The 25919-nt window shown below is 32.3% G+C and carries 26 protein-coding genes; 14 read left to right on the top strand and 12 right to left on the bottom strand.

Annotated elements, in window-relative coordinates:
• Window positions 1-206: 206 nt before the first annotated feature.
• The 12 genes from N5E64_RS04825 to N5E64_RS04770 all read right to left on the bottom strand — a co-directional run bounded on the left by N5E64_RS04825 (window position 207) and on the right by N5E64_RS04770 (window position 10749).
• Window positions 207-659, bottom strand: a complete 453-nt coding sequence (locus N5E64_RS04825) for a GNAT family N-acetyltransferase (protein ID WP_115001464.1) — start codon at window positions 657-659, stop codon at window positions 207-209.
• 235 nt (window positions 660-894) lie between these two features.
• Window positions 895-2262 carry a deoxyguanosinetriphosphate triphosphohydrolase gene (locus tag N5E64_RS04820; RefSeq protein ID WP_125348747.1) on the bottom strand — a complete coding sequence of 456 codons (1368 nt, stop codon included), beginning with the start codon at window positions 2260-2262 and terminating at the stop codon, window positions 895-897.
• Between the two features lie 101 nt (window positions 2263-2363).
• Entirely contained in the window at window positions 2364-3134 is a 771-nt protein-coding gene (locus N5E64_RS04815) for an NADAR family protein (RefSeq protein WP_125348745.1), read from the bottom strand.
• A gap of 11 nt (window positions 3135-3145) precedes the next feature.
• A complete protein-coding gene (locus N5E64_RS04810) occupies window positions 3146-3958 on the bottom strand; it encodes a YgcG family protein (protein ID WP_280036030.1) in 813 nt (270 codons plus the stop codon).
• Window positions 3939-4379: a TPM domain-containing protein gene (locus N5E64_RS04805; RefSeq protein ID WP_219033625.1), complete on the bottom strand. Its 441-nt coding sequence runs from the start codon at window positions 4377-4379 to the stop codon at window positions 3939-3941. The genes N5E64_RS04810 and N5E64_RS04805 overlap by 20 nt, the downstream gene beginning before the upstream one ends.
• A 5-nt stretch (window positions 4380-4384) precedes the next feature.
• Entirely contained in the window at window positions 4385-4987 is a 603-nt protein-coding gene (locus tag N5E64_RS04800; protein ID WP_125348741.1) for a LemA family protein, read from the bottom strand.
• Between the two features lie 114 nt (window positions 4988-5101).
• Complete coding sequence (locus N5E64_RS04795) at window positions 5102-5569, bottom strand: ABC transporter ATPase (RefSeq protein WP_115001473.1); 468 nt, start codon at window positions 5567-5569, stop codon at window positions 5102-5104.
• 139 nt (window positions 5570-5708) lie between these two features.
• The gene (locus N5E64_RS04790; protein WP_038332021.1) at window positions 5709-6500 is read right to left on the bottom strand and encodes a (Fe-S)-binding protein; all 792 of its coding nucleotides are present in this window, start codon (window positions 6498-6500) and stop codon (window positions 5709-5711) included.
• A gap of 39 nt (window positions 6501-6539) precedes the next feature.
• On the bottom strand, window positions 6540-6968 hold the full coding sequence (locus N5E64_RS04785) for a phosphoheptose isomerase (protein WP_125348737.1): 429 nt from the start codon (window positions 6966-6968) through the stop codon (window positions 6540-6542).
• 71 nt (window positions 6969-7039) lie between these two features.
• Window positions 7040-8365, bottom strand: coding sequence for a (Fe-S)-binding protein (locus N5E64_RS04780; RefSeq protein WP_185144083.1), 1326 nt, complete (start codon window positions 8363-8365; stop codon window positions 7040-7042).
• Between the two features lie 54 nt (window positions 8366-8419).
• Window positions 8420-9394, bottom strand: coding sequence for an MlaD family protein (locus N5E64_RS04775; RefSeq protein ID WP_280036025.1), 975 nt, complete (start codon window positions 9392-9394; stop codon window positions 8420-8422).
• A gap of 59 nt (window positions 9395-9453) precedes the next feature.
• On the bottom strand, window positions 9454-10749 hold the full coding sequence (locus tag N5E64_RS04770; protein WP_257467976.1) for an N-acetylmuramoyl-L-alanine amidase: 1296 nt from the start codon (window positions 10747-10749) through the stop codon (window positions 9454-9456).
• 72 nt (window positions 10750-10821) lie between these two features.
• Between N5E64_RS04770 and N5E64_RS04765 the strand changes: the two genes are divergently transcribed.
• From N5E64_RS04765 to N5E64_RS04700, 14 genes are all read left to right on the top strand, one after another.
• The gene (locus N5E64_RS04765; RefSeq protein ID WP_280036023.1) at window positions 10822-13434 is read left to right on the top strand and encodes a putative LPS assembly protein LptD; all 2613 of its coding nucleotides are present in this window, start codon (window positions 10822-10824) and stop codon (window positions 13432-13434) included.
• 12 nt (window positions 13435-13446) lie between these two features.
• Entirely contained in the window at window positions 13447-13833 is a 387-nt protein-coding gene (locus N5E64_RS04760; RefSeq protein ID WP_125348731.1) for a RidA family protein, read from the top strand.
• Window positions 13834-13842: 9 nt separating this feature from the next.
• A complete protein-coding gene (locus tag N5E64_RS04755; protein ID WP_125348729.1) occupies window positions 13843-14319 on the top strand; it encodes a hypothetical protein in 477 nt (158 codons plus the stop codon).
• Between the two features lie 9 nt (window positions 14320-14328).
• A complete protein-coding gene (gene pdxA / locus N5E64_RS04750; protein ID WP_125348727.1) occupies window positions 14329-15402 on the top strand; it encodes a 4-hydroxythreonine-4-phosphate dehydrogenase PdxA in 1074 nt (357 codons plus the stop codon).
• Window positions 15403-15474: 72 nt separating this feature from the next.
• Window positions 15475-16056 (top strand): DUF177 domain-containing protein, encoded by a 582-nt coding sequence (locus N5E64_RS04745; protein WP_280036020.1) that lies wholly within the window; start codon window positions 15475-15477, stop codon window positions 16054-16056.
• Between the two features lie 55 nt (window positions 16057-16111).
• Complete coding sequence (gene rpmF, locus N5E64_RS04740; protein WP_019975824.1) at window positions 16112-16309, top strand: 50S ribosomal protein L32; 198 nt, start codon at window positions 16112-16114, stop codon at window positions 16307-16309.
• 125 nt (window positions 16310-16434) lie between these two features.
• On the top strand, window positions 16435-16917 hold the full coding sequence (accB, locus tag N5E64_RS04735; RefSeq protein WP_125348723.1) for an acetyl-CoA carboxylase biotin carboxyl carrier protein: 483 nt from the start codon (window positions 16435-16437) through the stop codon (window positions 16915-16917).
• A 20-nt stretch (window positions 16918-16937) separates the two neighbouring features.
• Window positions 16938-18302, top strand: a complete 1365-nt coding sequence (gene accC / locus N5E64_RS04730) for an acetyl-CoA carboxylase biotin carboxylase subunit (protein WP_038332000.1) — start codon at window positions 16938-16940, stop codon at window positions 18300-18302.
• Between the two features lie 279 nt (window positions 18303-18581).
• Window positions 18582-19901, top strand: coding sequence for a trigger factor (locus N5E64_RS04725; protein WP_280036016.1), 1320 nt, complete (start codon window positions 18582-18584; stop codon window positions 19899-19901).
• Between the two features lie 50 nt (window positions 19902-19951).
• Complete coding sequence (clpP, locus tag N5E64_RS04720; protein ID WP_038331995.1) at window positions 19952-20617, top strand: ATP-dependent Clp endopeptidase proteolytic subunit ClpP; 666 nt, start codon at window positions 19952-19954, stop codon at window positions 20615-20617.
• A 239-nt stretch (window positions 20618-20856) separates the two neighbouring features.
• The gene (clpX, locus tag N5E64_RS04715; RefSeq protein ID WP_115001489.1) at window positions 20857-22005 is read left to right on the top strand and encodes an ATP-dependent Clp protease ATP-binding subunit ClpX; all 1149 of its coding nucleotides are present in this window, start codon (window positions 20857-20859) and stop codon (window positions 22003-22005) included.
• 94 nt (window positions 22006-22099) lie between these two features.
• Window positions 22100-24265, top strand: coding sequence for a T9SS type A sorting domain-containing protein (locus N5E64_RS04710; RefSeq protein WP_280036014.1), 2166 nt, complete (start codon window positions 22100-22102; stop codon window positions 24263-24265).
• Between the two features lie 25 nt (window positions 24266-24290).
• On the top strand, window positions 24291-24512 hold the full coding sequence (locus N5E64_RS04705) for a hypothetical protein (RefSeq protein ID WP_280036012.1): 222 nt from the start codon (window positions 24291-24293) through the stop codon (window positions 24510-24512).
• Between the two features lie 68 nt (window positions 24513-24580).
• Window positions 24581-25876, top strand: coding sequence for a TlpA disulfide reductase family protein (locus tag N5E64_RS04700; protein ID WP_280036011.1), 1296 nt, complete (start codon window positions 24581-24583; stop codon window positions 25874-25876).
• The last annotated feature ends 43 nt before the right edge of the window (window positions 25877-25919 follow it).

Genomic DNA, 25919 nt, shown 5'->3' with positions numbered 1-25919 from the left:
CTCCAAAATATCATTGACAATCCGAACAGGATGATTATCGGGAATCAACTCCTCAAAACTATACGGAAACAACACCGTCTGATTTTGGTTATAATACTTGAAATTCATAGACAAATATCTGATTATCAGATATAAATATACAAAAAATAACAATTATAACCAAAAAAAATCCGCCTCAAGTTGTGAGACGGATTCTTTTTTATTGTTTAAAAATTCACTGAAACATTAATCCATTCTGGATCAAAATCTGCGTTATATTTTTTATAGAAATTAATTGCAGGTTCATTCCAATCCAGAACTTGCCAAACCATTCCGTGGTAATTATTCGCTTTTCCATAAACAATTAATTCATCCAATAATAATTTACCAATTCCAGAACCGCGCATTTTTTCGGTTACAATCAAATCCTCCAAATATAATCTGCGTCCTTTCCAAGTCGAATAACGATCGTAATGCAACGCAATTCCTTCCACATTTCCGTCCACTTCTGCAACCAAAGAACCCCAAACTGGTTTATCTCCAAACCCGCATTCTTCCATTTCTTCTAAGGTTACCGTTACTTCGTCTGGTGCTTTTTCGTATAAAGCTAATTCGTGAATTAACTCTAAAATTCGAGGACAATCTTCTTTTCTTGCTTCTCGTATTGTTACATTTTTCATTATTGTGTGATGTTATTTAGTTATTCGTTATTCGAGACTAGAAATTAGTTATCTAGTTTACGAAACGTAGAATTCATTATTTTTTGTCATTCTGAATATAGCTTCAGCGAAATGAAGAATCTATAGATTCCTCCATTCGTCGGAATAACAAATTCGCTAATTTTTGATGAGATACTGAAACGAGTTCAGCATGACAATTTCTCTAAATTCGAGCTTCGTATTTTTAACTTCGTACTTAAATCGTCATTCCAATTTCGATTCCTTTGATACGACGATATAATTCTGTTGCGTAATTATCAGTCATTCCCGAAACATAATCCAAAATTCCCATTACCTTTTGATACTTTGTTCCTTTCTCATATAAAAACTGAGCAGGAACTAAACGCAAGGCTTTTTTCTCAAACGTTTTGCGTTCTTTTTCATCTTTTAAAATTGGAGGAATAAATTGCGAAAGCAATTCTGACATTACATTATAACCTGCATTTTCAATTTCGAGAACAGAACGATGATTATAAATATTTTCAATCGAGAAACGTTGAATTTCGTCTAAAACTCGTTTCGTTACTTGTTCCGTTTCATTTTTAATCACATCTAATAACGCCGTTTTAAATTCTCCTTTTACAATTTGATCAAAATTATTTTGGTAAACTTCAACCGATTTTTGCGTCAATAAATTAATTGATTTTGCACGTAAATAGGCTATTCGATCATTTTTATCTGAAATTGATTTTAATGTATTTTTTGTTTTATCAATTTGAGATGGATCTAAAGATTCAACTAAATTCAAAAATAATTTTCGGCATTTATCATGATCAATAATTCCTAAACGTTGCGAATCTTCGACATCGATAATCGAATAACAAATATCGTCAGCCGCCTCTACCAACCACACAAACGGATGTCGCTTGTAAATAATTGGTGAATCTTGTTCCAAAATCATATTCGTTTTTTCAGCAATTGTTCGGAAAGCTTCCTTTTGCGCCTGAAAAAATCCAAATTTCTTACGATGCAATTGATTTTTATCTTTTGCAACCGATTCACATGGATATTTTGCAATCGCAGCCAATGTTGAATACGTCAAACGTAAACCACCTTCCGATTTTCCGTTTTGTTGTTGTGTTAAAATTCGAATTGCATTTGCGTTTCCTTCAAAATTGATTAAATCAGCCCATTCTGCTTCAGTAAAGTATTGTTTCAAATCAGCTTCATGACGATCAAAATAAGATGCAATCGCATCTTCACCGGAATGTCCAAAAGCTGGATTTCCGATATCGTGGCATAAACATGCCGCTGAAATCACATCGTGAATACTGTACTTATAAAACTCCTGCGACTCCTTTGTTAATTTATAATTTTCGGAAATAAACTTTCCAACCAAATTTCCCATCGAACGCCCAACAGACGAAACTTCTAACGAATGCGTCAATCGATTGTGGACAAAAACACTTCCTGGCAAAGGAAAAACTTGCGTTTTGTTTTGCAAACGACGAAAGGCAGACGAAAAAATAATACGATCATAATCGCGCTGATATTCTGATCTCGCATCCGACGTATCGTTTGTATTGCTGCGTTGATTGGTGTAAATATGATTGAGAAGTTCCATAAACTGATTTAGAAAACGAATTTAACGAATAATGTTCAGTCATAAAAAAATCCGAATGGTTTCGTTCGGATTTTTGGGTTTATTTAATATAATAATTAAGATTAGAAATCTTCATAAAAGCCTAACCAATTATGAGGTTCTATATAAGTTATAGAATATAAAAGTTTGTCTTCAAAAGATAATTTCAAATATTTTTGTGTAAAATTTATTAAATAATCTTCTCCTTTTCCCATTCTCCAAAACATATCATCTTGATCTAATTCAGGATACATTTTCCAAGGAGGAAGTATAGTTGAATCCAATAAATTATCTAATTTAAATTGTTTCAAATATTCTCTAACTTCCATTAATACAAACCCTAACAAATTTTCTCCTCGCCAAAGATATAGATTATCAATATCTTTACTATCTTGAGTAAGACCTATTCCCCAAACTGTATCAACAGGACTTGCTTCTACAATTATTTTATCATTCGTATTTAATAAAAAATCTTTTAATGATTCATTCTGAATAAATTTATGAACATTTCCTGCAACTACTATTTTATATTTCATTGCATTCCAAATCTCCTCATTAAAATTATCTACTTGACGTCCTATTTCTTTAGCAATCTTTGGAGAATCAGAACTAATAATTTTTTCAAAATTTTCAAAGTCATTAAATAATAATGCTTTTTGAGCCATCATCCAATGTTCTGACGTCTTAAAAATAATTTCATTAACAATGAACTCAGATTGAAACCATTGACTGAAACAAAATTTACCGATTTCTTCTTTATACTTATTAGAATGTCCCCAAAAATATATAAACTTCAGGTTTACCCCTTGTTCATAATTTTCAATTAACCATTTAATACTATAATTCTGTTTCATGTAAAAAAATATTACCAACTACCAGAAGCACCTCCACCTCCAAAGCTTCCGCCTCCGAAACCACCAAAGCCGCCTCCGCCACCAGATGATCCACCCCAAGAACTTCCTCCTGAGCCGAAACCTCCGCCACCGAAAACAGAACTTCCTGTGTTCATAATGATAATATCATCTAACAAACTTCTTCGTCTGCCACCATTTCCGCCATTATTACCACCTTTACCTTTCGATATAATAATAAAAATAAAGATGAAAAAACCGATTGCAAAAATCAATGCAAGCCAATCCATTTCTGGTTCTTGCGATTTTGGTTTGTCTTGCTTATATTTTCCTGCAAAAGCTTGAAAAATAGAATTGACTCCAGCATTTATTCCACCAGCATAATCACCTTGTTTGAAATACGGAATAATAACATTGTCAATAATCGATTTGTTGACACTTGGCGGTAAATAAATTTGAGCTCCATAACCTGTTCTAATCGTAATCTTACGATCTTGTTCACTTAAAACAATTACAACTCCATTATCTTTTCCTTGTGTACCAACTTTCCATTTTTCACCAATATCATTTGCAAACATTTCTAACGGATAACCATCTAGAGACTTCACTGTTAATACCAAAATTTGAGTAGATGTTGAATCATCATAGGCTACTAATTTTCGTTCTAATTCATCCAATTGCATTGCATCAAAAACATGTGCATAATCTTGCACAAGCTTTTTAGGCGGATGTTCCATCTTCACCAATTCATCCGGTGTCTGCCCAAAAACGGTTAAAATTGAAAGAAAAAAAGTTAGAAAAAAGTATTTAACTGTAGCTAATTTCATCTGGTAATTCGTTTGTATCATCCTCTTGATAAGGAAAATATTTTTTAAGTGCTTTGCCTGTTTTTTTTATTCCTTCACAAAGCCCTTTTACATAATGTTCTTTTTTGAAATGCTTGATGACCTCTTCTTTTATATCATCCCAAAAATCATCTGGTGTCACTTGATCAATTCCTTTATCACCAATAATTGTAAAGTTATGATCGGTTGGTGAAACATGAAACAACACACCATTTCTATCTTTGGTTTTGTGCATTTCTAATCGTTCAAACACCTCTAAAGCTTTATCAAAATGATTGGGAGAAGATTCGAATTCAATATGAACTCGAATTTCCCCACTTGTATATTTCTCCGCTTTTTGGATGGCTTCGATTATTTTTTTTTCATCTTTTGAGGAAAGAAATTTATGTTTCTTATTTCCCATAATGATTAGAATTCTACTTTAGGAGCATTTTCAGATCCTGCAGCAGCTTTGAAATAACCTTTTTTCGTAGCACCTGTAAAACCAGCGATTAAGCTGTTAGGGAAAGTTATAATCATGTTATTGAATTTCTCTGCAGCATCGTTGTATTTTTTTCTCTCAAATAAAACTTCTTGCTCGATAGAAGATAATTCTGCTTGTAAAGAAGTAAAGTTTTGATTGAATTTAATATCCGGATATTTTTCAACAGAAACCAATAAACGGCTTAATGTAGATCCTAATTGATCTTGAGCTTGTTGAAATTTCGCAATATTTGCATCTGTTAATTGACTTGGATCATCAATTTTAATTTGATTAGAAGTCGCTTTTGCACGTGCATCAATTACAGCTGTTAACGTTTCTTTTTCCATATTCGCAGCACCTTTTACCGTGTTCACTAAATTTGGAACTAAATCTGAACGTTTTTGATATGTATTTTCTACATTCGACCATTGTTTTTGCACACCTTGGTCTGTTGTTTTAATCGTATTCGAAACTCCAATTCCCCAGAAAACGATTCCTGCAAGAACTAAAAGAATCACTCCACCAATAAGACATCCTTTGTTTTTCATAGTATTTTTAATTTATTATTACGTAAAAATAGTGTTTTTTCAACAATATTTTATTAAAAATAAAACCGAGCTTATTTCTAAACTCGGCTTTACTATTTTTTGGATTTTAAACGTTTAATTTAATAATGTTTTTGCCCAACTTTCTTCGATTGGTAACAACCAATTATTTTTAAAATCATTCAAAGAAGAAATTCCATTATTGAAAACTTTTACATTTTTGATTTCTCCTTCTTTTACTTTTTGTTTGAATGTTGGTAATTTTTCAATAAAAACTTCTTTCTCATTTTCATACGAAACTAACATTCTATTCAATAAATCAAACGAATAATCTGCATCAATTTCACGTACGATTTTCGTTAATTTATCGATAGAACAACCACTTGCTGTTGCTTGATTTTCGTCTACACCAACTACAATAAATTGATCGTAAGGTAAATCAAAATCAGCTAAAAGTTCAGCACCATGCGCATTCCAATCTGCTATAAAAGTATTTAGTTTAGCTGTAATAGCTTGCTTTTCTTCTGTTGAGAATTTACGATTGGCTTGAAAAATCCAAATTCTTGAATCGTCTGCTAAATTCATTTTCTCTTTATTTAAAATTTGTGTTTCAAAGATACGGAAATTTTAGATGTTAGATGTTAGATGTTAGAAAGTTAAAATTTTAGTACAAAAAAAGCCATCTCAAAGAGATGGCTTTTTTATATTATTTTTATAAATTCGATTATAAATCTTTCGCTTCCATAATCAATTCAGCTAAGTCTTTTACCATAACCGTTGATTCTTTTTCGAAGTGTTTTACACCGTCTGTCATCATTGTATTACAAAATGGACAACCTGTTGCGATAATGTGCGGCTCTTTCTCTAAAGCCTCTTCTGTACGTTCTACATTGATGTCTTTGTTTCCTTTTTCTGGTTCTTTGAACATCTGCGCTCCACCAGCACCACAACATAATCCACGTGTTTTGCAACGTTTCATTTCGACTAATTCGGCATCTAATTTTTCGATTAATTCACGAGGCGCTTCATACACATCGTTACCGCGACCTAAATAACAAGGATCGTGGAAAGTGATTCGTCTTCCTTTGAATGTTTCAGAACCTTCTAATTTCAATTTACCTTCGTTGATTAACTGTTGTAAATATTGAGAATGATGCAAAACCTCATACTCTCCACCTAAACTTGGATATTCATTTTTCAACGTATTGAAACAATGTGGACAAGTTGTAACGATTTTTTTCACTTCGTAAGCATTCAGAACTTCAATATTCATCATAGCTTGCATTTGGAAAACAAATTCGTTACCAGCACGCTTTGCAGGATCACCTGTACACGATTCTTCTGTTCCTAAAACGGCGAATTCTACGCCAATATTATTTAAAATTTTAACGAATGCTCGTGTTATTTTTTTAGCTCTGTCATCAAAACTTCCGGCGCAACCAACCCAAAACAAAACTTCTGGTTGTTTGCCTTCGGCCATATATTGAGCCATTGTTTTAACTGTAATATTTGACATATTTTTTTGTAGTCTTTGTGTTATTTGAATGGATTTGGTTTAATGTTTTCCATCATCAAAAACTTGAATCGAAACATTTTTTTCAACCAAATCTGTAAATTTACCATTGTATCGTGTCGCTTTTACTAAATGGTTGTCAACCCAATGATAATTTCCTCCACGAGGTTTTCCCATTAAAAGTCCATGGTATTTGAAACCATGTTTTTTCAACCAAATTTCTGTGTACTCACGATGTTCTTCTGTACGTGATGTAAAAAATGTGATAATATGTCCTTCGTCGTACCATTTGTTTAATGTTTCTAAAGCATCTGGATATAATTCTGCTGTTAGCATACGTTCTGGTTCTTCGTTTGGAATATCATCGCAAATTGTTCCATCAATGTCAATTAAATAATTTTTAACATTTTCTGGTAAAATAGGACTTACTCTTTCTCCGTTTTCAATTTTTTCCTCTAAGAAATTTTCCATGTGTGCTGTGTTTGTGTGTTATGTACAAAAATTAATAGTTCTTTGAGAATGAGTAATTGTATTTTACAATTTTAATCGTTTGCCCAATTCAATCTATCCGCATTGTTAAATTGCCAAGGAGCTCCATTGTTTTCGACATTTGTCATCATCATGTTCAACTCGTTTGGTGCAGCAGATTGTTCCATTACCAAATAACGACGTAAATCAACAATAATTGATAACGGATCGATATTTACTGGACAAGCCTGTGTACATGCATTACAAGATGTACATGCCCATAATTCTTCTGGTGAAATGTAATCGTTGACAAGCATTTTACCATCATCCACAAAACTTCCGTTTGCATCGATGTTTTTACTTACTTCTTCTAAACGATCACGAGTATCCATCATAATTTTTCGAGGAGATAATTTTTTCCCTGTCAAATTTGCTGGACATTCAGATGTACAACGCCCACACTCCGTACATGTGTAGGCATTCAATAATTGTACTCTGTTTAAATCAAAAATATCTTTTGCTCCAAATGTTTCTGGCTCTCCCTGTGGTTCGGCAGGTGCTGCGTAAGGATCTGCATTTGGATCCATCATCATTTTTACCTCATCTGTTACAGATTGTAAATTATTGAATTCTCCTTTTGGTTCTAACTTAGAAAACCATGTATTTGGAAAAGCCAAAATGATATGTAGATGTTTTGAATAATATAAATAATTTAAGAAAAAGAAAATTCCAATGATATGAAACCACCAAGCTGCTCTTTCTATAATTGTAATAAATGTGATGTCGTTGAATTGACTAATAATTGGTGCCGTTAACCAAGAAGAAATTGGAAAAGATCCTGTTTCGATATAATGAGGTGCACCCATTTTTTGTAACACTTGATCTGCACCATTCATTGTAAATAAAGCCAACATAAATGCAACCTCCATAATTAGGATATAATTAGCATCGTCTTTTGCCCAGCCTTTCATTTCTGGTTTCCAAAAACGTCCAACTTTTACAAAGTTTCTTCTACAGAAGAAAATGATACACGAAACCATCACCAAAAAGGCTAAAATCTCGAAAAATCCAATCATTCCGTTATAGAAACCTCCTAAGAAACTTAGAATACGGTGTGTTCCGAATACACCATCGATGATAATTTCTAATACTTCGATATTGATTAAAACAAATCCTACATAAACAAAAACATGTAGAATACCAGCAAGAGGACGAACAGTCATTTTACCTTGTCCTAAAGCCACACGAGCCATCGTTTTCCACCTTTCCGCAGGATGATCGAAACGATCTATTTCTTTCCCTAATTTGATGTTACGTATAAGTTTCTTTACGTTTTGCGCAAAGAACCAAATACTTCCTATCATAATTAGAAGAAAGATTACATTTGGAATGTACTTCATCATTTTTTATTAGTCTTTTTGTGAGTTTTGAGTATTTAAATTTTAGTTTTGATCTTATGGCTGAACTGGTTGCTTTTTACCAAAAACAGAGATGTTCACATAACGACTTGGGTTTTTCTTTAAGTCTGTTACCAATTCATTCATATTTTTGATTGTTGCTTCAAGTTCGTTAGCAAGCGTTTCATCTTTTGCTAATTTTCCTAAAGAACCTTTTCCATTATTCATATCTTCTAACAATGTATTTAAGTTTTTAGACGCATTTTCAAAATTCTTAATCACTTGATCTAATTCTAACGCGTTTAATTTATCCGCAGTTTTTCCAAATTTGTCAACCGTAGCTTTTGCAGAAGCCATTGTAGCACTTGCATTGTTAAGCGTTGTGTTCAATGTCTTTTCGTTTGTTTTGATCAAATTATTTGCACTATTTGATGTTGCAGTCAACGATTGCGCTGTTTTGTCGAACGAATCAATTGTATGATTCAAGTTTCTCAACATTGCTTTAATATCTTGTTGAGTTGACGGATCCAAAACATTGTTTACACTTCCTAATGTTTGATTAAAACTTAATAAAACACTATCTAACTTTGCTTGTGTTGGCGTTAATTGTTTCGTCAAACCATCTAACATTCCGCCTGCAATACGACCTTGTAAAAAGTCTCCATCTTTTGCTACATCTGGTCCGTAGTCTAATAAAAGTCTAACTTCTGGTCCAGACATAATTCCTGGTTCGTAAATTTCTGCAATTGTTTTTTTCGAAAATTGAATATCTTTTTCGACAGAAATCACGACTTCAAAATAGATTGGTTTTGCTGTATCAATAATTTTAATTTCTTTCACCTGACCAACTCTCAAACCGTTTACAGAAACAGGTTTAGAAGGAGCTAATCCGCTTACGTTTTCGTATTTCACCGTAAACAAACGTCCTGATGAAAAAATATTTTGACCTTTTAAGAAATTGAATAGCATGAAAAAACCTACTAAGGTTAAGATGGTAACAACTCCTATTTTTAATTCTTTAGATAACTTCACTTGTTATGATTTTATGCAAAAATAAAATTTAATTTGTAAAGAAACATTTTATATTACGTTTACATTGGTTCTTCACCATTAAATGTAACGATAAAAGCGTTTCTAAATCCTTTGTCTTGTACTTGTTTTAATGTTTTTTGAGCAGATTCCATTGTTTTATCAGAACCATAATAATATTTCTGAAGTCCACCTTCTTTTACTCGCAACACATTTGTCAATCCATTAAACTTTTCGTCTTTGTCTTTATATTTTTTATTTGATGTCATAAACTGAACACGATAATTTTTACCACCTTCTAATTTTTTATTCGTTTCAAATTCTACAATTTTCGCACCAGAAAATCCTTTACGTTTTACCGTTTGCAACAAATCATCTGCACGAGATTGCAAATCTGTTTCTCCGTAATAATAGACGTAATTATCACCTTCCTGAATCACATCTAAATCTGTTAAACCTCTTAATTGAGGTGAAGTTGAAGAGAATTTCATTTTAGATTCCATTACCCTTACCTTCAATTTTTTTCCTTCTACAGGTTTTTCAACTTTTTTAACTGGCTTAGGTTTTTCATCCTCGTCCTCTACTCCACTTCTACGGTCATATTCTTTTTTGAATTGTTTAAAAGCTTCATAAATTGTAGTCGTTGTTTTATCTTTACCTTCGTCTGATGCTAAAAATGTTCCTTCATCATAATTCGAAATAAAACCTAACTCAACCAAAACTGAAGGCGAAGCATTTCCTCTCAATACGTGAAAATTTGCTTGTTTAACACCTCTACTTTTTCTGAAATCACGATTCACGAAACCTTTTTCTACCAAATCTGCAAAACGAATAGATTGTTCTTTGTAAGCTGCATTCATAATCTCGAAAGCGATAACCGCTTCCGGATCATTTGGATTAAATTTTTCGTAACGTTCTTGATCTTTCTCTAAAAACACAACCGAGTTTTCACGTTTAGAAACTTCATCTGTTTCGTTAGATCGTTTCAATCCCATTACAAATGTTTCTGTTCCCGTTGCGCTTTTGTTATCAGCCGAATTACAGTGAATCGAGACAAATAAATTCGCATGATTATCATTTGAAATTCGTGTACGTTCCCATAATTCTAAAAAAATATCTGTATCACGTGTTAAAACAACTTTAACATCTTTGTGATTTTTCTTAATTAATTCCGCCAATCTTTTCGAAACATCTAACGTGATATTCTTTTCATAATCAGCGACTCCCCTTGCTCCAGCATCATGTCCACCATGACCAGCATCAATAACAATTACAAAATTTTGCTTTTTTTGTGCAAATGAAAATGTAGAAAATACCATCATCATCGCAAAAAATAAATACTTTTGTATGTTAATCATTTTTAAACTCATACTATAGGTTTGTTTTTTTGATTAATTTTGACGCAATTTATAAAAAATAAGTTTTTCAATTTGTTTACAAAGGCAATTAAATCGATTTTATTTTTTAGTCCAGTTATGGTTTGCACCGTTTCTTTTGGACAAGTTAAGCAAAATAATAACGATAAAGATCACTCTAAGATAGTTTCTGATTCAGTAAAATTAGATACTATTATCCCTGTAAAAGAGAAATTAGAGTTTGTGGTAGAGCACAATTCCGAGGACGAAATACATAATCGTAAAAAACGTATGACTTACCTTTTGCGTAAGGCACATGTAGTTTACGGCGATATGACTATTGATGCAGATTATATCGAACTAAATTGGGATACAGGTGATGTATATGCCGAAGGTAAGCGCGATTCTATTGGGAATATTATTGAAAAAACTAAGTTTACACAAGGTCAACAAGAAATTTTGCAAGATGCTTTCAAAGTAAATTTCAAAACGAAAGTTGGAATTGCATATAACATTCGCATGACGCAAGAAGATGGAATCATCATTGCTGATAAAGCGAAGCGTGTCAATGATTCGGTAATGTTACTAAAACGTGCCGATTTTACTACGGATACTTATTTTAAGGAAGGAAAAGATACTCGACCAGATTATTTTCTTCGTGCCAAAGAAGGAAAAATGATTGATAAAAATGGTAAAAAAACATTGATTACCGGACCTATCAATATGTGGATTTATGACGTACCAACACCATTAGCATTACCATTTGGGTACATCCCAGCGATGGGCGCAAAACGTGCCGCAGGTATTTTGATGCCTCGCCCAGGTGAGCGTACAAATCTTGGTTTCTTTATCGAAGATTTAGGGTTTTATGTTCCATTTGGAGATAATTTCGATTTAAAACTTTCGGGAGATGTTTATACAAAAGGTAGTTGGGCTGCTAGAGCCGAGTCTACCTATAAAAAACGTTATAAATACAATGGACGACTTGCAGCGAATGTAGAAAATCGCTTAACTGGTATCAAAGGTCTTACCGAAGGTTCTAATGCGTTTTCTAAACAAAATATGTTTGGTGTAATGTGGTCGCATAGCCAAGACCCAAAAGCAAATCCATATTGGCTGTTCAATGCCAATGTTAACTTTTCGAGTTCGAAATATTACCGTGAATCTGTACGAAATCAATACATCAATACTGGACAAGTTTTTACAAACAACGTTAACTCGTCTATCAACTTAACAAAAAACTTTGAGAATGCACCTCTAACAGCTCAATTGAGTATGTCTCACTCTCAAAACTATAATACTGGAGATATTAACATTGCATTTCCTCGTTTCAACTTGACGATGTCTCGTATTTTCCCATTTGCAAAGAAAAATATGCCAAAAGAAGGTTTAATTCAGAATCTTGGTTTAACGTATAGTATGCAAGCTGGAAATGAAGTTAACACCAACGACAAAGACATCTTTACGGACAAAATGTGGAAAGATCAAATGCGAATGGGTGCGAATCACAAAATTGGTTTGCAGACAGGTATTACACTTGCTAATTATTTCCCATTAACACTTTCTTCTGACTATAATGAAGTTTGGGGTGATAATCGTTTGATTAAAAACTACAATTCTGTTAACGGAAAAATAGAGGACACAACATTGAAAGGATTCAATTCATATCGAACATTTAATTTCAATGCTTCTGTTTCAACTAATATTTATGGATTATATCTTAATCCAAATAAAGATGCTAAGATTTTAGGAATTCAGCACGTGATTACACCATCTATTGGTTATAGTTATACGCCGGATTTCCAAAGTCAATCTTGGGGATATTACAAAGCTTATCAAAACCAAAATCAAGAAGAAGTTTGGTACAATCAATATCAAAACATGTTGTATGGTGTATCAATTCCTGGTTTGACAAATTCATTAAACTTTGGAATTTCGAACAACTTAGAGATGAAAGTAAAAGATGTAAATGACCCGAAAGGTTTCAAAAAAGTAAAGATATTTGAATATTTACGTTTGAGTTCATCTTATAACTTCTCTGCAGATGAATTTAAACTTTCTCCAATCAGTATTAACGGAATGACATCTTTGTTTGATAGAAAAGTAAACGTACAATTTTCGTCAACTGTTAATCCATATAAAATTCAACGTTACATTAATGCTGAAGGAAATGAAGTTGCTCAATACATTGATGAACTTGGCTTAGGAAATCTTCGTATTTCTAATATGACATTAGGAACTGGTTATACTTTTGACAATAGTACATTTGGTGGAAAACGTTTCGATGCCAAGAACTATAAAAAGCGAGGAACAGTTCGTGACGAAAATTTCTATTACGACAGCGATAATTATGCTCAATTTGCTATTCCTTGGAGTTTAACAGCAAATTTAAGTTATAATTATAGCAAAGGAACAGAACGAAAAGGAAGTAGCACAGGTTCTATTGCAATGAATGGTAAAATTTCGCCAACACCATATTGGGCAATTTCGGCAAATGCAACTTACGATTTCATCAAAAGTGAAATTACCTATGTACGTTTTGGTTTTGAAAGAGATTTACGAAGCTTTACCTTATCATTCAACTGGACACCAATGGGAACATATAAAAGTTATGATTTCTTTATCGGAATCAAAGCATCAATCTTACAAGATTTAAAATACAACGATAGATCAAGACTTAATTACTAAAAAAATATTAATATGAAAAAACAAATCGTTCATACAGAAAAAGCACCACAAGCAATTGGACCTTATTCACAAGGTGTAAAATACAACGGATTTATTTACACATCAGGACAAATTCCTTTCAATGTAGAAAAAAATGAATTGGTTACAACAGGTATTCAAGATGAAGTTCATCAAGTAATGAAAAATGTAATTGCAATTTTAGAAGCTGGCGGAACAACAATTGACCAAGTTGTAAAAACAACAATTTTTGTTAAGGATTTGAATGATTTCAACGCAGTTAACGAAGTTTATGCTTCTTATTTTAATGACGAAAATTATCCTGCACGCGAATGTGTAGAAGTTGCTCGTTTACCACGCGACGTAAATGTTGAAATTTCTGTAATCGCTATTGCAGACTAATAAAATATTATGCTAAAAGACAAAACTGTATTAAGAAACACAATTGCTGTAATAGTAGGATTAGCTGTTATCTACGCTATCATACAATTTGGTCTTATATACAACGCGGATAGATTGGGATGGGACAACAAAGTTTTTCCGGAATGGAGACACATCATCAAATACTTTTCGCACCAAGAAGGAAAAAAATTCGAAGTTCAATTTTTTGGATCAATGCTCGCAATTAGTGGAATTGCAGCTTTAGTTGGAGGTGTTATAACAGCACTTATCGTAAGAAGAGCTAAACAAGCTTACACGATGTTTGTAGGTTTTATTGTGTTAATCGTTGCATTAGGCGACGTTCTTATCACGCCTTATCACCCAACTTGGTACGAAATTGCGATCTGTCCAGTTTTATTCTTTTCATCATGGATTGGAGGTTTAATTGTAGATTTAATTTACAAAAGATTTTTAAAAAAATACAAACCATCCAGCCAATCATATTAAACTAACATTATGTCTGAAAAAGATAGAAAAATTAGAGTTGCCATCTCGATTGGTGATTATAACGGAATCGGAATTGAGGTTATCTTAAAAACCTTACAAGAAAAAGAAATAACAGAGTTTTTTACGCCTGTTATTTTCGGTTCAACCAAATTATTATCGTATCAAAAAGATCGTTTAAAATTTGACCGAATCAATTTTCAAGGTATTCAAGATGCGAATCAAATTGTAGACGGAAAAATCAATGTGGTTAATCTTTGGAAAGATCAAATTGATGTACATTATGGTAAAGTAACCAAAGAAGCTGGTGAACACGCTTATCAATCATTAAAAGCGGCTGCAAAATCTGTTTCAGATGGTTTTACTGATGTTTTGGTAACGGCTCCAATTAATAAAGATAATATTCAGTCCGAAGAATTTCATTTCCCAGGTCATACCGAATATTTAGGAGAAATTTGGGGAGGAAAACCTTTGATGTTCTTAGTTTCAGAAAAATTGAGAGTTGGTTTAGTAACGCAACATATTCCAATTAGCGAAGTTGCAAAACAAATTAATCCAAAATCTGTTTATGCAAAAATTCAACAAATTCATAAAAGTTTGATTGAAGATTACGCCATCGAAAAACCAAAAATTGCAGTTTTAGGTCTTAATCCTCATGCAGGTGACAATGGTCTGTTAGGATCAGAAGAAAAAGAAATTATTTCGCCAGTTATCGAGCGTTGCATTAACGAAAATCAATTAGTTTTTGGACCTTATTCGGCAGATAGTTTTTTCAATCCAAGTAATTTAGACGCTTTTGATGCGGTTTTGGCCATGTATCACGATCAAGGATTGGTGGCATTCAAAACAATTAGTTTTGATGAAGGCGTTAATTATACAGCTGGATTAAAATTTGTACGAACTTCGCCAGATCATGGTGTGGCTTACGACATCGCAGGAAAAGGAATTGCAAACGAAGAATCATTTAAGGAAGCTATTTTTTCAGCGATCGAATTATATAAAAATCGAAACGAATACCAAGAGCTAACAAAAAATGTATTGCAACATATCCATCTAAAATTAGAAAAAGGCGATAATAAAGAATAAAAATTTAAAATAAGTTGCAAAGAGCTATTAATTTTAAATAAATTAGATTATCTTTGCACACCTTTTTGTGGTATGGACAAGTTAAAAAATTATAATATTGTATTTACAAGCTTGCCTTTTGGTAAGAGTGATTTTACATTCGAATTATCACAATCGTTCTTTGATTTATTTGAAATTGAGCAAGATTTTGACAATCCTAATTTAATTGCAACAATTATTTTAGATAAAAAATCTACAATGCTTGAGTTAGAAATCAGCTTAAAAGGAGACATTACAGTCCCTTGTGATTTGACTGGAGAATTGTTTCAACAAGAAATTTCAAATAATGCAGAATTAATTGTTAAATTTGGAAACGAGTTTGACGATACTGATTTTGAAATGTGGGTAATTCCAAGAGAGGAATACCAAATCAACGTTGCGCAAGTTCTTTATGAATTGGCAATGTTATCAGTACCAACAAAACGAATTCATCCCGATGTCTTGAATGGCAAAAGCGATTCTGAAATGATTGAATTGTTAGACCAATACAGCATTTACGAATTAGACGAAGATGCAGAAGACGAGCATTACGATGAAGACAACAACAATGATGACGATGACGATAATAACGACATTGATCCTCGTTGGGCAAAATTGAAAGATTTGAAACCTTAATTGGTTTTTATTATTAAAATAAATTATAGAAATAAAGAAAAAAAAGTAGTTAGATATGGCACATCCTAAGAGAAGACAGTCGTCAACAAGAAGAGATAAACGTAGAACACACTACAAAATCGAAGCTCCACAATTAGCAATCGATAAAACAACAGGTGAAGCACATTTATATCACAGAGCTCACTGGTCTGACGGAAAATTATACTACAAAGGTAAAGTAGTATTAGAGAAAGTACAAGAAGTTACTGAATAATATAATCTTCGAAAGATTTTGAAGCTGTTTCTAAAAAGAAACAGCTTTTTTTATTTTTTTTTCAATACCTTTGAAATCGTTTTATAAAAAACAAACATAAAAGGTCAAATAAAAAACCGCATTATATGGACATTAAAGACATTCAAAATTTAATTAGATTCGTATCAAAAGCAGAAGTTGCTGAAGTAAGCATCAAACAAGATGACATCGAAATCAAAATCAAAACTTTAGCAAGCGTACCTGCACAAGTTGCATCTCAACAAATTTATGTACCACAAGCTCCTGTAGCTCCAATTGCCGCTCCTCAAGCGTCTGCAGCTGCACCAGCAAATAACTCTACAACATCAACAGAAGAAGAAAATAGTAATTTAATTACAGTTAAATCTCCTATGATTGGTACTTTCTACCGTGCTGCAGGACCAGGTAAAGAACCTTTTATCAATGTAGGTGATGCTATTGCTCCAGGTAAAGTTTTATGTATTGTTGAAGCAATGAAGCTATTCAACGAAATCGAATCAGAAGTTTCTGGAAAAATTGTAAAAATCTTAGTGGACGACGCTAGTCCAGTTGAGTACGATCAACCATTATTCTTAGTTGATCCAGCTTAATCAATTACATCTAAAAAATTATGTTTAAAAAGATATTAATCGCTAATAGAGGTGAAATTGCAATGCGTATTATACGTACTGCAAAAGAAATGGGAATCAAAACGGTTGCCGTTTACTCTAAAGCAGACGAGACTTCATTACACGTACGTTTCGCTGACGAAGCTGTGTGTATTGGTCCTGCTCCAAGTAAAGATTCGTACCTAAAAATGGCTAACATCATCGCGGCTGCAGAAATTACTGACGCGGATGCTATTCACCCAGGTTACGGGTTTTTATCTGAAAACTCAACTTTTTCTAAAATCTGTGCTTCTAACGGAATCAAATTCATCGGTGCTTCTGCAGAAAATATCGAGCGTATGGGAGATAAAGCCAATGCGAAAGCTACTATGAAAGAAGCTGGTGTTCCTGTAGTACCAGGTTCTGATGGTTTATTAGAAAGCTATGAGCAAGCCTTAGAAGTTGCGCGCGAAATTAAATACCCAGTTATGATGAAAGCTACTGCCGGTGGTGGTGGTAAAGGTATGCGTGCAATTTGGAAAGAAGAAGATTTATTACACGCATGGGAATCTGCTCGTACAGAAGCTGCTGCAGCTTTTGGTAACGACGGAATGTATATGGAAAAATTAATCGAAGAACCACGTCATATCGAGATTCAAGTTGCAAGTGACCAAAACGGTAAAGCTTGTCACTTATCAGAACGTGACTGTTCTATTCAACGTCGTAATCAAAAATTAGCAGAAGAAACCCCTTCTCCAATCATGACAGACGAATTACGTCAACGTATGGGAGATGCAGCAGTTAAAGCTTGTGAATATATAGGTTATGAAGGTGTTGGCACAATTGAATTCTTAGTTGACAAACACGGAGATTTCTACTTTATGGAAATGAATACTCGTATCCAAGTAGAGCATCCAATTACTGAGCAAGTAACAGGTTTCGATTTAATTCGTGAACAAATTATGTTAGCGGATGGTGAGCCAATCTCTGGTCAAAACTATTATCCAAACGGACATTCTATCGAGTGTCGTATCAATGCAGAAGATCCTTATAACGACTTCCGCCCTTCTCCAGGGAAAATTTCAAATATTAATATTCCTGGTGGTAACGGTGTTCGTGTTGATACACACGTTTATGCTGGATATACAATTCCACCAAATTACGATTCTATGATTGCAAAAATCATTGTTACTGCACAAACGCGTGAAGAAGCAATAGCAAAAATGAAACGTGCGTTAGGGGAATTTTATATCGAAGGTATCAAAACAACGATTCCTTTCCACTTACAGTTGATGGATAATCCAGATTTTATCGCGGGTAATTACACAACTAAATTTATGGAGGATTTTGTTTTTGACGAATCTTACGCAAATTACGGAGAATTATAAGAAATTAAATTTTCGAAATATTGAAAATCCAGAACGTATATTCTGGATTTTTTTATGTCATTGTGTCAGCAAAAATCAAATGGCTTAATTGTTGAAAATATCACCTCAGAAAAGTAGTAAATAATCAATTCAATCATTCCATCTAAAATCAAAATATCAAGTATTTGATAAGATTCCATCCGAATTGTTAATTTATAGTGAATGAATTGATTGTAATATTACTTTTTACTATTAAAAATCATTAATAATTTATACATTTGCACTCCAAATTTAAGGTAGATGAATATTACTAAAAATACAACAGACAAATTAAACGCAGTATTAACTGTAACTGTTGATAAGGCAGATTATCAAGAAAAAGTAGTTGATGTATTAAACCAATACAGAAAAACAGCTAACATCAAAGGTTTCCGTAAAGGACAAGTTCCAATGAGTTTTGTAAAAAAACAATACGAACAAGCTGTTATTTTTGATACAGTTAACGAAATTTTACAAAAAAGTGTATCTGAATACATCAACACAGAAAAATTATCAATCTTAGGAAATCCAGTTCCAGTAATGAAAGATGTTGATTGGGATGCTGATCAATTATCATTTGATTTCGAATTAGGATTAGCACCAGAATTTGATGTTGATTTATCTAAAGTAGAAGTTGAAAGCTACAAAGTAAAAGTTGCTGACGACGAAATCCAAAAATATGTAGATAATTTCGCTGCTCGTTTTGGATCATTAAAATCTTTAACTGAAGCTGAAGCTGAAGCTGTTTTGAAAGTAGAAGCTTCTGTAGAAGGACAAGAAACTAAACAAACATTTATCCGTTTAGAAGAATTGAAAGATGCTTCTGCATTTATCGGTAAAAAAGCTGGTGATGTTGTAGAAGTAAATTCTAACGATATTTTTGACACTGCTGAAGAAGCTGCACAACAATTGAACACAGAAGTTTCTGAAGAAGGAACTAACGTTACGTATACAATCAAAGAAATTAACAAAGCTGAAAAAGCTGAAGTTAACCAAGAATTATTTGATAAAGTTTATGGAGAAGGAGCTGTAGATTCAGAAGAAGCTTTCCGTAACAAAATCAAAGAAGAGTCAGAAAACATGTACAACAAAGAATCTGACAAACAAATTATCAATGATGTTGTAGCTAAATTATTAGATACAGTTCAATTTGATTTACCAACAGAATTTTTAACAAAATGGTTAATCACTTCTAACGAAAATGTAACTTCTGAAGAGCAAGCTAAAGAAGAGTTGGTAAAAATGGACAAAGGTTTACGTTACCAATTAATCGAAGCTAAAATTGCTGAAGTTAACAATGTAGAAGTAAATGCTGAGGAAGTAAAAGAAGCTGCTTTTGCTGCAATCAAAGATCAATTAAAAATGTACGGTCAAACTTCTATTCCAGAAGAAACATTACAACAAATTGCAATGTCTGCTTTACAGAATCAAGAAGAATACAACCGTTTATCATACCAAGTGTTTACAGACAAAATGTTAGACATCTTCAAAAACAATGTAAAATTGAACGAGAAAGAAGTAACATTTGACGAGTTTGTTGACATTATTACAGAAAAAAATAAAGAATTAGCAGAAGCTTAATCACTTCTAAAAAATTCTTTATACCTTTCATTTAAAATCTAAATTTAATAATGAAAAACGTAGGAGAAGAATTTAAAAAATATGCGCTGTTAGACAAAGGAATTAGCTCTTTACATATGGAGAGTTACATCCAAAATACAACGCCTTACATCGTTGAAGAAAGAAAATTGAACGTTGCACAAATGGACGTTTTCTCTCGTTTGATGATGGACAGAATCATCTTTTTAGGAACAGGTATCGATGATCAAATTGCCAATATTATTCAAGCGCAATTATTGTTCTTAGAAAGTGTGGATGCAACAAAAGACATTCAGATTTATGTTAACTCACCAGGTGGTGGTGTTTATGCAGGATTAGGAATTTACGACACAATGCAGTTAGTAAAACCAGACGTTGCAACAATTTGTACAGGAATGGCAGCTTCTATGGGAGCAGTTTTATTATGTGCAGGTGCAGCAGGAAAACGTTCGGCTCTTAAACATTCTCGCGTGATGATTCACCAACCTTTAGGAGGTGCTCAAGGACAAGCTACTGATATGGAAATTACATTAAAGGAAATCTTGAAATTGAAGAAAGAATTATACGATATTCTTGCAACTCATTCTGGTCAAACTTTCGAGCAAATCGAAAAAGATGGTGAACGTGATTACTGGATGACTTCACAAGAAGCAAAAGAATATGGAATGATTGACGAAGTTTTATTGCCTCGTAAATAATTTTAAATTCAATAAAAATACAAAAAAAGGATACTCAAAATTTTGAGTATCCTTTTTTTCGTTTACAAATACTTAAAATTTTGTAAAACAATAAGAATGAAATAAAAAAAAACAATAATCTAAATAAGGACAAAAATATCCACTTTTTTGATTTAATTTACATTTATAGAAATTAACAAATAATTTATTTTCTATCTAGAAGAAAATAAATACCTTTGCATCTTAATTAGTATAAAAAATTGGAAGAAAATAAGTGCTCTTTTTGCGGAAAAAGCAGAAACGAAGTAAATATTTTAGTGTCTGGAATCGACGGTAATATTTGTGATAATTGCATAGAACAAGCGCATGGTATAGTTTTAGAAGAATCGAAATTTAACGAAAATAACGATTTGATAAAACCATTAACGCTAAAATCTCCGAAAGAAATTAAAGAGTTTTTAGATGATTATGTGATAGGTCAAGATCAAGCAAAAAAAATATTATCTGTTGCAGTTTATAATCACTACAAAAGAATATTATTAGACAAAGAAAATGATGTTGAGATTGACAAATCGAACGTTATTTTAGTTGGAGAAACAGGAAGCGGAAAAACATTATTAGCAAAAACAATTGCTAAGTTATTAAATGTTCCATTTGCAATCGTTGATGCAACTGTACTTACAGAAGCTGGATATGTAGGAGAAGATGTAGAAAGTATTTTGACGCGTCTTTTACAATCTGCTGATTACAATGTAGAGCTTGCCGAAAAAGGAATCGTATTTATTGATGAAGTAGATAAAATTGCACGTAAAAGTGACAATCCATCTATTACACGTGACGTTTCTGGAGAAGGTGTACAACAAGCTTTGCTTAAAATTTTGGAAGGAACTATTGTTAACGTGCCACCAAAAGGAGGACGTAAGCATCCTGATCAAAAATTTATAGAAGTTAATACAAAAGATATTTTGTTTGTGGCTGGTGGAGCTTTTTCTGGAATAGAAAAACACATTGCAGATCGTTTGAAAAAACACGTAATTGGTTTCAAAAACGAAGATCATAAAGAAATTGAAAATCTTTTGGATGAAGTAAATGCACAAGATTTGAAAAACTTTGGTATCATTCCAGAATTAATTGGACGTTTACCAATTATTACGTATCTTAAAGCATTAGATAAAGAAGCAATGAGAGCTATTTTGACAGAACCAAAAAACTCTCTAATGAAACAATATACAAAGCTTTTCGCCTTAGACGGAAAAGAGCTTGTAGTGACGGACGAAACCCTAAATAAAATTGTAGACCGTGCCAATGAACTGGGTTTAGGAGCTCGAGGATTGCGAGCAGTTACGGAGGAAATCTTTACTGATTTGATGTATAATATTAAAGATTTACCTGAAAAAGTTATAATATAATCTATTGTATAGTAACTTTTTAATAAATATTTTTATATTTGTAATGAAATTATTTTATAATTTTAAAAAGAAACCTACCAAAATAATATAATTTATGAAAAAGAATCTACTTGCTTTATTCGCACTTGGTGCGATATATAGCGCTTCTGCGCAAACTACATACGTAAAAGATCAAGCTGTTGTTGCCGTAAAGCCTAACACACTTTTGTACATGGGTAATGGATTAGAAATTTCTTCATCTAAAGCTAATACAATTATAAACGAAGGTAATATACAGATAAAACTATCTAATTTACAACCTGGTACTGGCTCTTCTATTTTGGGACCATCGACAGATACTAAGTACTATTTTAAAAATTATGATACAGATGGCTCTACAATTAACGATGGTAGTAATTTTGTAAATACATATACCGATGCTACTCATTATGGGCAAGTTATGTTTATGGTTACCACAGGAAACTCAGATGCTCGCCATGGTACTTATGATCGTATTCAAGGTAAGTTGACAATGCAACAAAAATATGCTAACCCAGCAAATTATAATTGGTTACCTATATCTTTTCCATTCACTAATGATAAAGTAGATAATTTATATCAAAACACATTTGGATTAACTCCAATACATCATGCAGATACAGACAAATATAGATATAATGACTCTTATCTTGGTTGGGATTCAGGGGATTCATATTACAAAACTGAAACAGCTAACCCTGCTTTAATATCAGGTAACACACATGGTCATTTATACATATTAAATTTAGTTAATGATCCTATAAAAACCACATTTTCAACTAATAGTTTAGATACAAATGCTCGTATAAACTATAAAGGTATACCATGGTCAAATATTTCCATTAATGCTATTCTAAATAAATCTGGTGTTAGCGGTAACTCTACTTGGTCTACTTCAGGAGCTAAATATACTTCAACTGATCCTTGGAGTGTATGGTCTGAACGTAAAGCTCCTTCTGGTGAGCGATACAGAACATTTATTGGGGACAGTTTTGATTCGTATACAACAAATAGCACAACTTTTGGAAAATACTTGATAAATTATGGAAATCCCTTTACTCATAATTTAGATTTAAACAAAGTATTTTCTAAGTATTACTCTCAAAAAGCTGATTTACAAGCAATACAAAAAGTAGGTTCTCAAGTAAAATGGGTACATGGAACTGGTAATACCACTCCTACCCAAGGTACATTGAAAGTTGCTAAAGCAAGTGTTGATGGTTCTGGAAATATATTATGGACAGGAGATGCAGCTGCATTAATTCTAAAACCATTTGAGATTGTTACAATCAAATTGAATAAAGAAAGTGATAAATCTCATCAGTTTTACTTTACAGATAATGATACAAGTAGTAACGGGGATTACAAAACCTTTGCCATGACAGCAAATGGAGCAAGTGTTAACGGTACAGTACAATCTAGACAAAGCGTCAATGATGTATCATTTACAACTAATCAAAATGATAAATCTGATGATTTCTCTAATCCTTCGCTATATCAATTAGGTTTACAAATATCTAGTAAAGATGGTAATACAACAAATAATGTATACTTTACAGCTGTAAACGAAAATGTGACTGGTAATCGTGAACAATTTGAATTAGATTTCAATGATTTTGGTACAAACTCTGGTTTTTGGTTAAATCAAGAAGCTGCAGACGGTACTTACGATAATGGATCTTATTTGTATATTAATGGATTTAATATGAATGATTATGTTGCAAAACCATTACGTATAACATTTTATAAAAATCCAAAAGATACAAACACTACTTTTACTTTAGGTGCTAATTTAGCCGAAGGATCTACATTAAATGATGGACTTGAAAGATTAAGTAATGGTAATAAATTTTATTTTGTTGATACAAAAGAGAATAAATCTATTGAAATTACAAAAGATTTTACTTATACTTTCGAAGCAGCTGAAATGACAAGTGATCGTTTTGTAGTATACTGGAACGCTTTACCTAAAACATTAGGTACTGGAGAGGCTGAAGTAAATAAAAATAAAACTTTTATTTATAAAAATAACGATTCTTCAAACTCTATTCGTTTTTCTAAAAAGAATTTGATAGCTAATATTAGTATATATAATATGTCTGGTCAATTAGTACTATCTAAAGAAAATGTAACAACATCAGTAGATTATAGCATCAATAATTTAGAAAACGGAATGTATATTGTAAATATCCAATATTCTGATAATACAGTTGAAACGTTAAAATCTATTTTTAAGAAATAAAACCTAACCTATAAAACTTATCATTATGTTGAAAAAATATATAAGTGCTTTAATATTATTTACACTTTCAATCGCTTATGCTCAACCACCTACACCAGGAACACCAGGAGGTGGTCCATGGACATCAGGTGCTCTTGATGAACCAACTACACCAATAGATGAATACACTATTTATTTAATTGGTTTAGCAGTCTTAATCGGAGTTGCTTACTTCGCTGTTAAGAAATACAAAAAATCTTTGATTTAATTAATAATAATCATACTTTTAAACCTCAATCAAATAGATTGAGGTTTTTTTATTATATCAAACAAACTATGAAAAATAAATTTATACTACCGCTTGTTGTTTTAGGAAGCTCTGTTTTTGCACAGTTTAACGTTTCTGGGCAAATAGAAAATTATGCTAACAAACCTGTTTTGGTTAAAATTTTCGAGAATGCTGAAATGAAATTAATCAACAATGCGATTACTGACAACAATGGAAATTTCTCTGTTAAAGTTCCAAAAGCATACAATGGTTTTGTACGTATTGATTTGCCAACTGGAGAAAATCTTTCGTTATTAACTGATAACAAAAATCTAAAATTCAAAACGGTAAGTGGACAAGAAATGTCTACTAAACTTGAAATTTTAGAAGGAAATACTCAAAAAGAATACAATAAAGTTTTAGCACTTCAACCATTAAATGAAATTCAGAATCAAGTTTTTCCTTATTTAATGCAAATGTATAAGCCGACTGACGAGTTTTATACAGCAATGGTAAAAGAAGATAAGCGTATAAAAGAGTTGAAACGTAACGAAAATTTCTCACCATTAATTACCTATATTAATGAGTTGAATGATTTGAAACAAAAAGCTCAAACAAATAAAGATACTGAAACCCTAAATGAAATTGTGAATCATTTTGTAAAAGATGATGTACGATTGGAGCAATCTGGAACATTTAATGATTTAATTTTTGCATATATTAATGGAAAATTAGCTGCTGCTAACAATCAAGATGTAGAAGGAAATTTAATTGCTGCTACAGACGAAATTTTGGCTAAAACAGATATCAAAACAACAAGAGGTCAAAATGTATTGACGACTATCTTAAACTTTGTTCCTGAAAAAGAATATGCAAATTTTCATAAAAAATACGTAGATAAAGTAAAAGGTTTGACTTCTAACGTAACAGATCAATTGAAAAAGAAAGTAGGACAAAGCGCTTCTATGCAAGCAGGAAGTAAAGTTCCAAATATCACTTTTCCTCAACCTATTAACGGAAAAAAATCGTTGTATGATATCAAAGCAGATCAAAAATTAATTGTTTTCTGGGCTTCTTGGTGTCCTGCTTGTCAACAAGAGATCCCGCATATTAAAGAGTTTTACAAGAACTTTAAATCAAAAGGCGGAGAAATTGTTGCCATTTCTTTAGACTACGATCAAACAGCGTTTAATAGCGCTACAAAAGATTTACCTTGGTACAATTATACTGATCTTTTGAGATGGGATTCACCAATCGCAGCTGAGTTTGGAATAGAGTCTACTCCTACTCTAATTTTGGTTGATAAAGACAACAAATTAATTAAGAAAGTTCATCATATTTCTGAGTTAGAAGTATCGAAATAATAACGAAAAAGCTACATTGATTTTCAATGTAGCTTTTTTATTT

This window comes from Empedobacter sp. GD03739, from assembly GCF_029843245.1.
GTDB lineage: Bacteria > Bacteroidota > Bacteroidia > Flavobacteriales > Weeksellaceae > Empedobacter > Empedobacter falsenii_B.
Note: the sequence above shows the minus strand (reverse complement) of the source record. Positions and strands in the feature narration are given on the sequence as shown.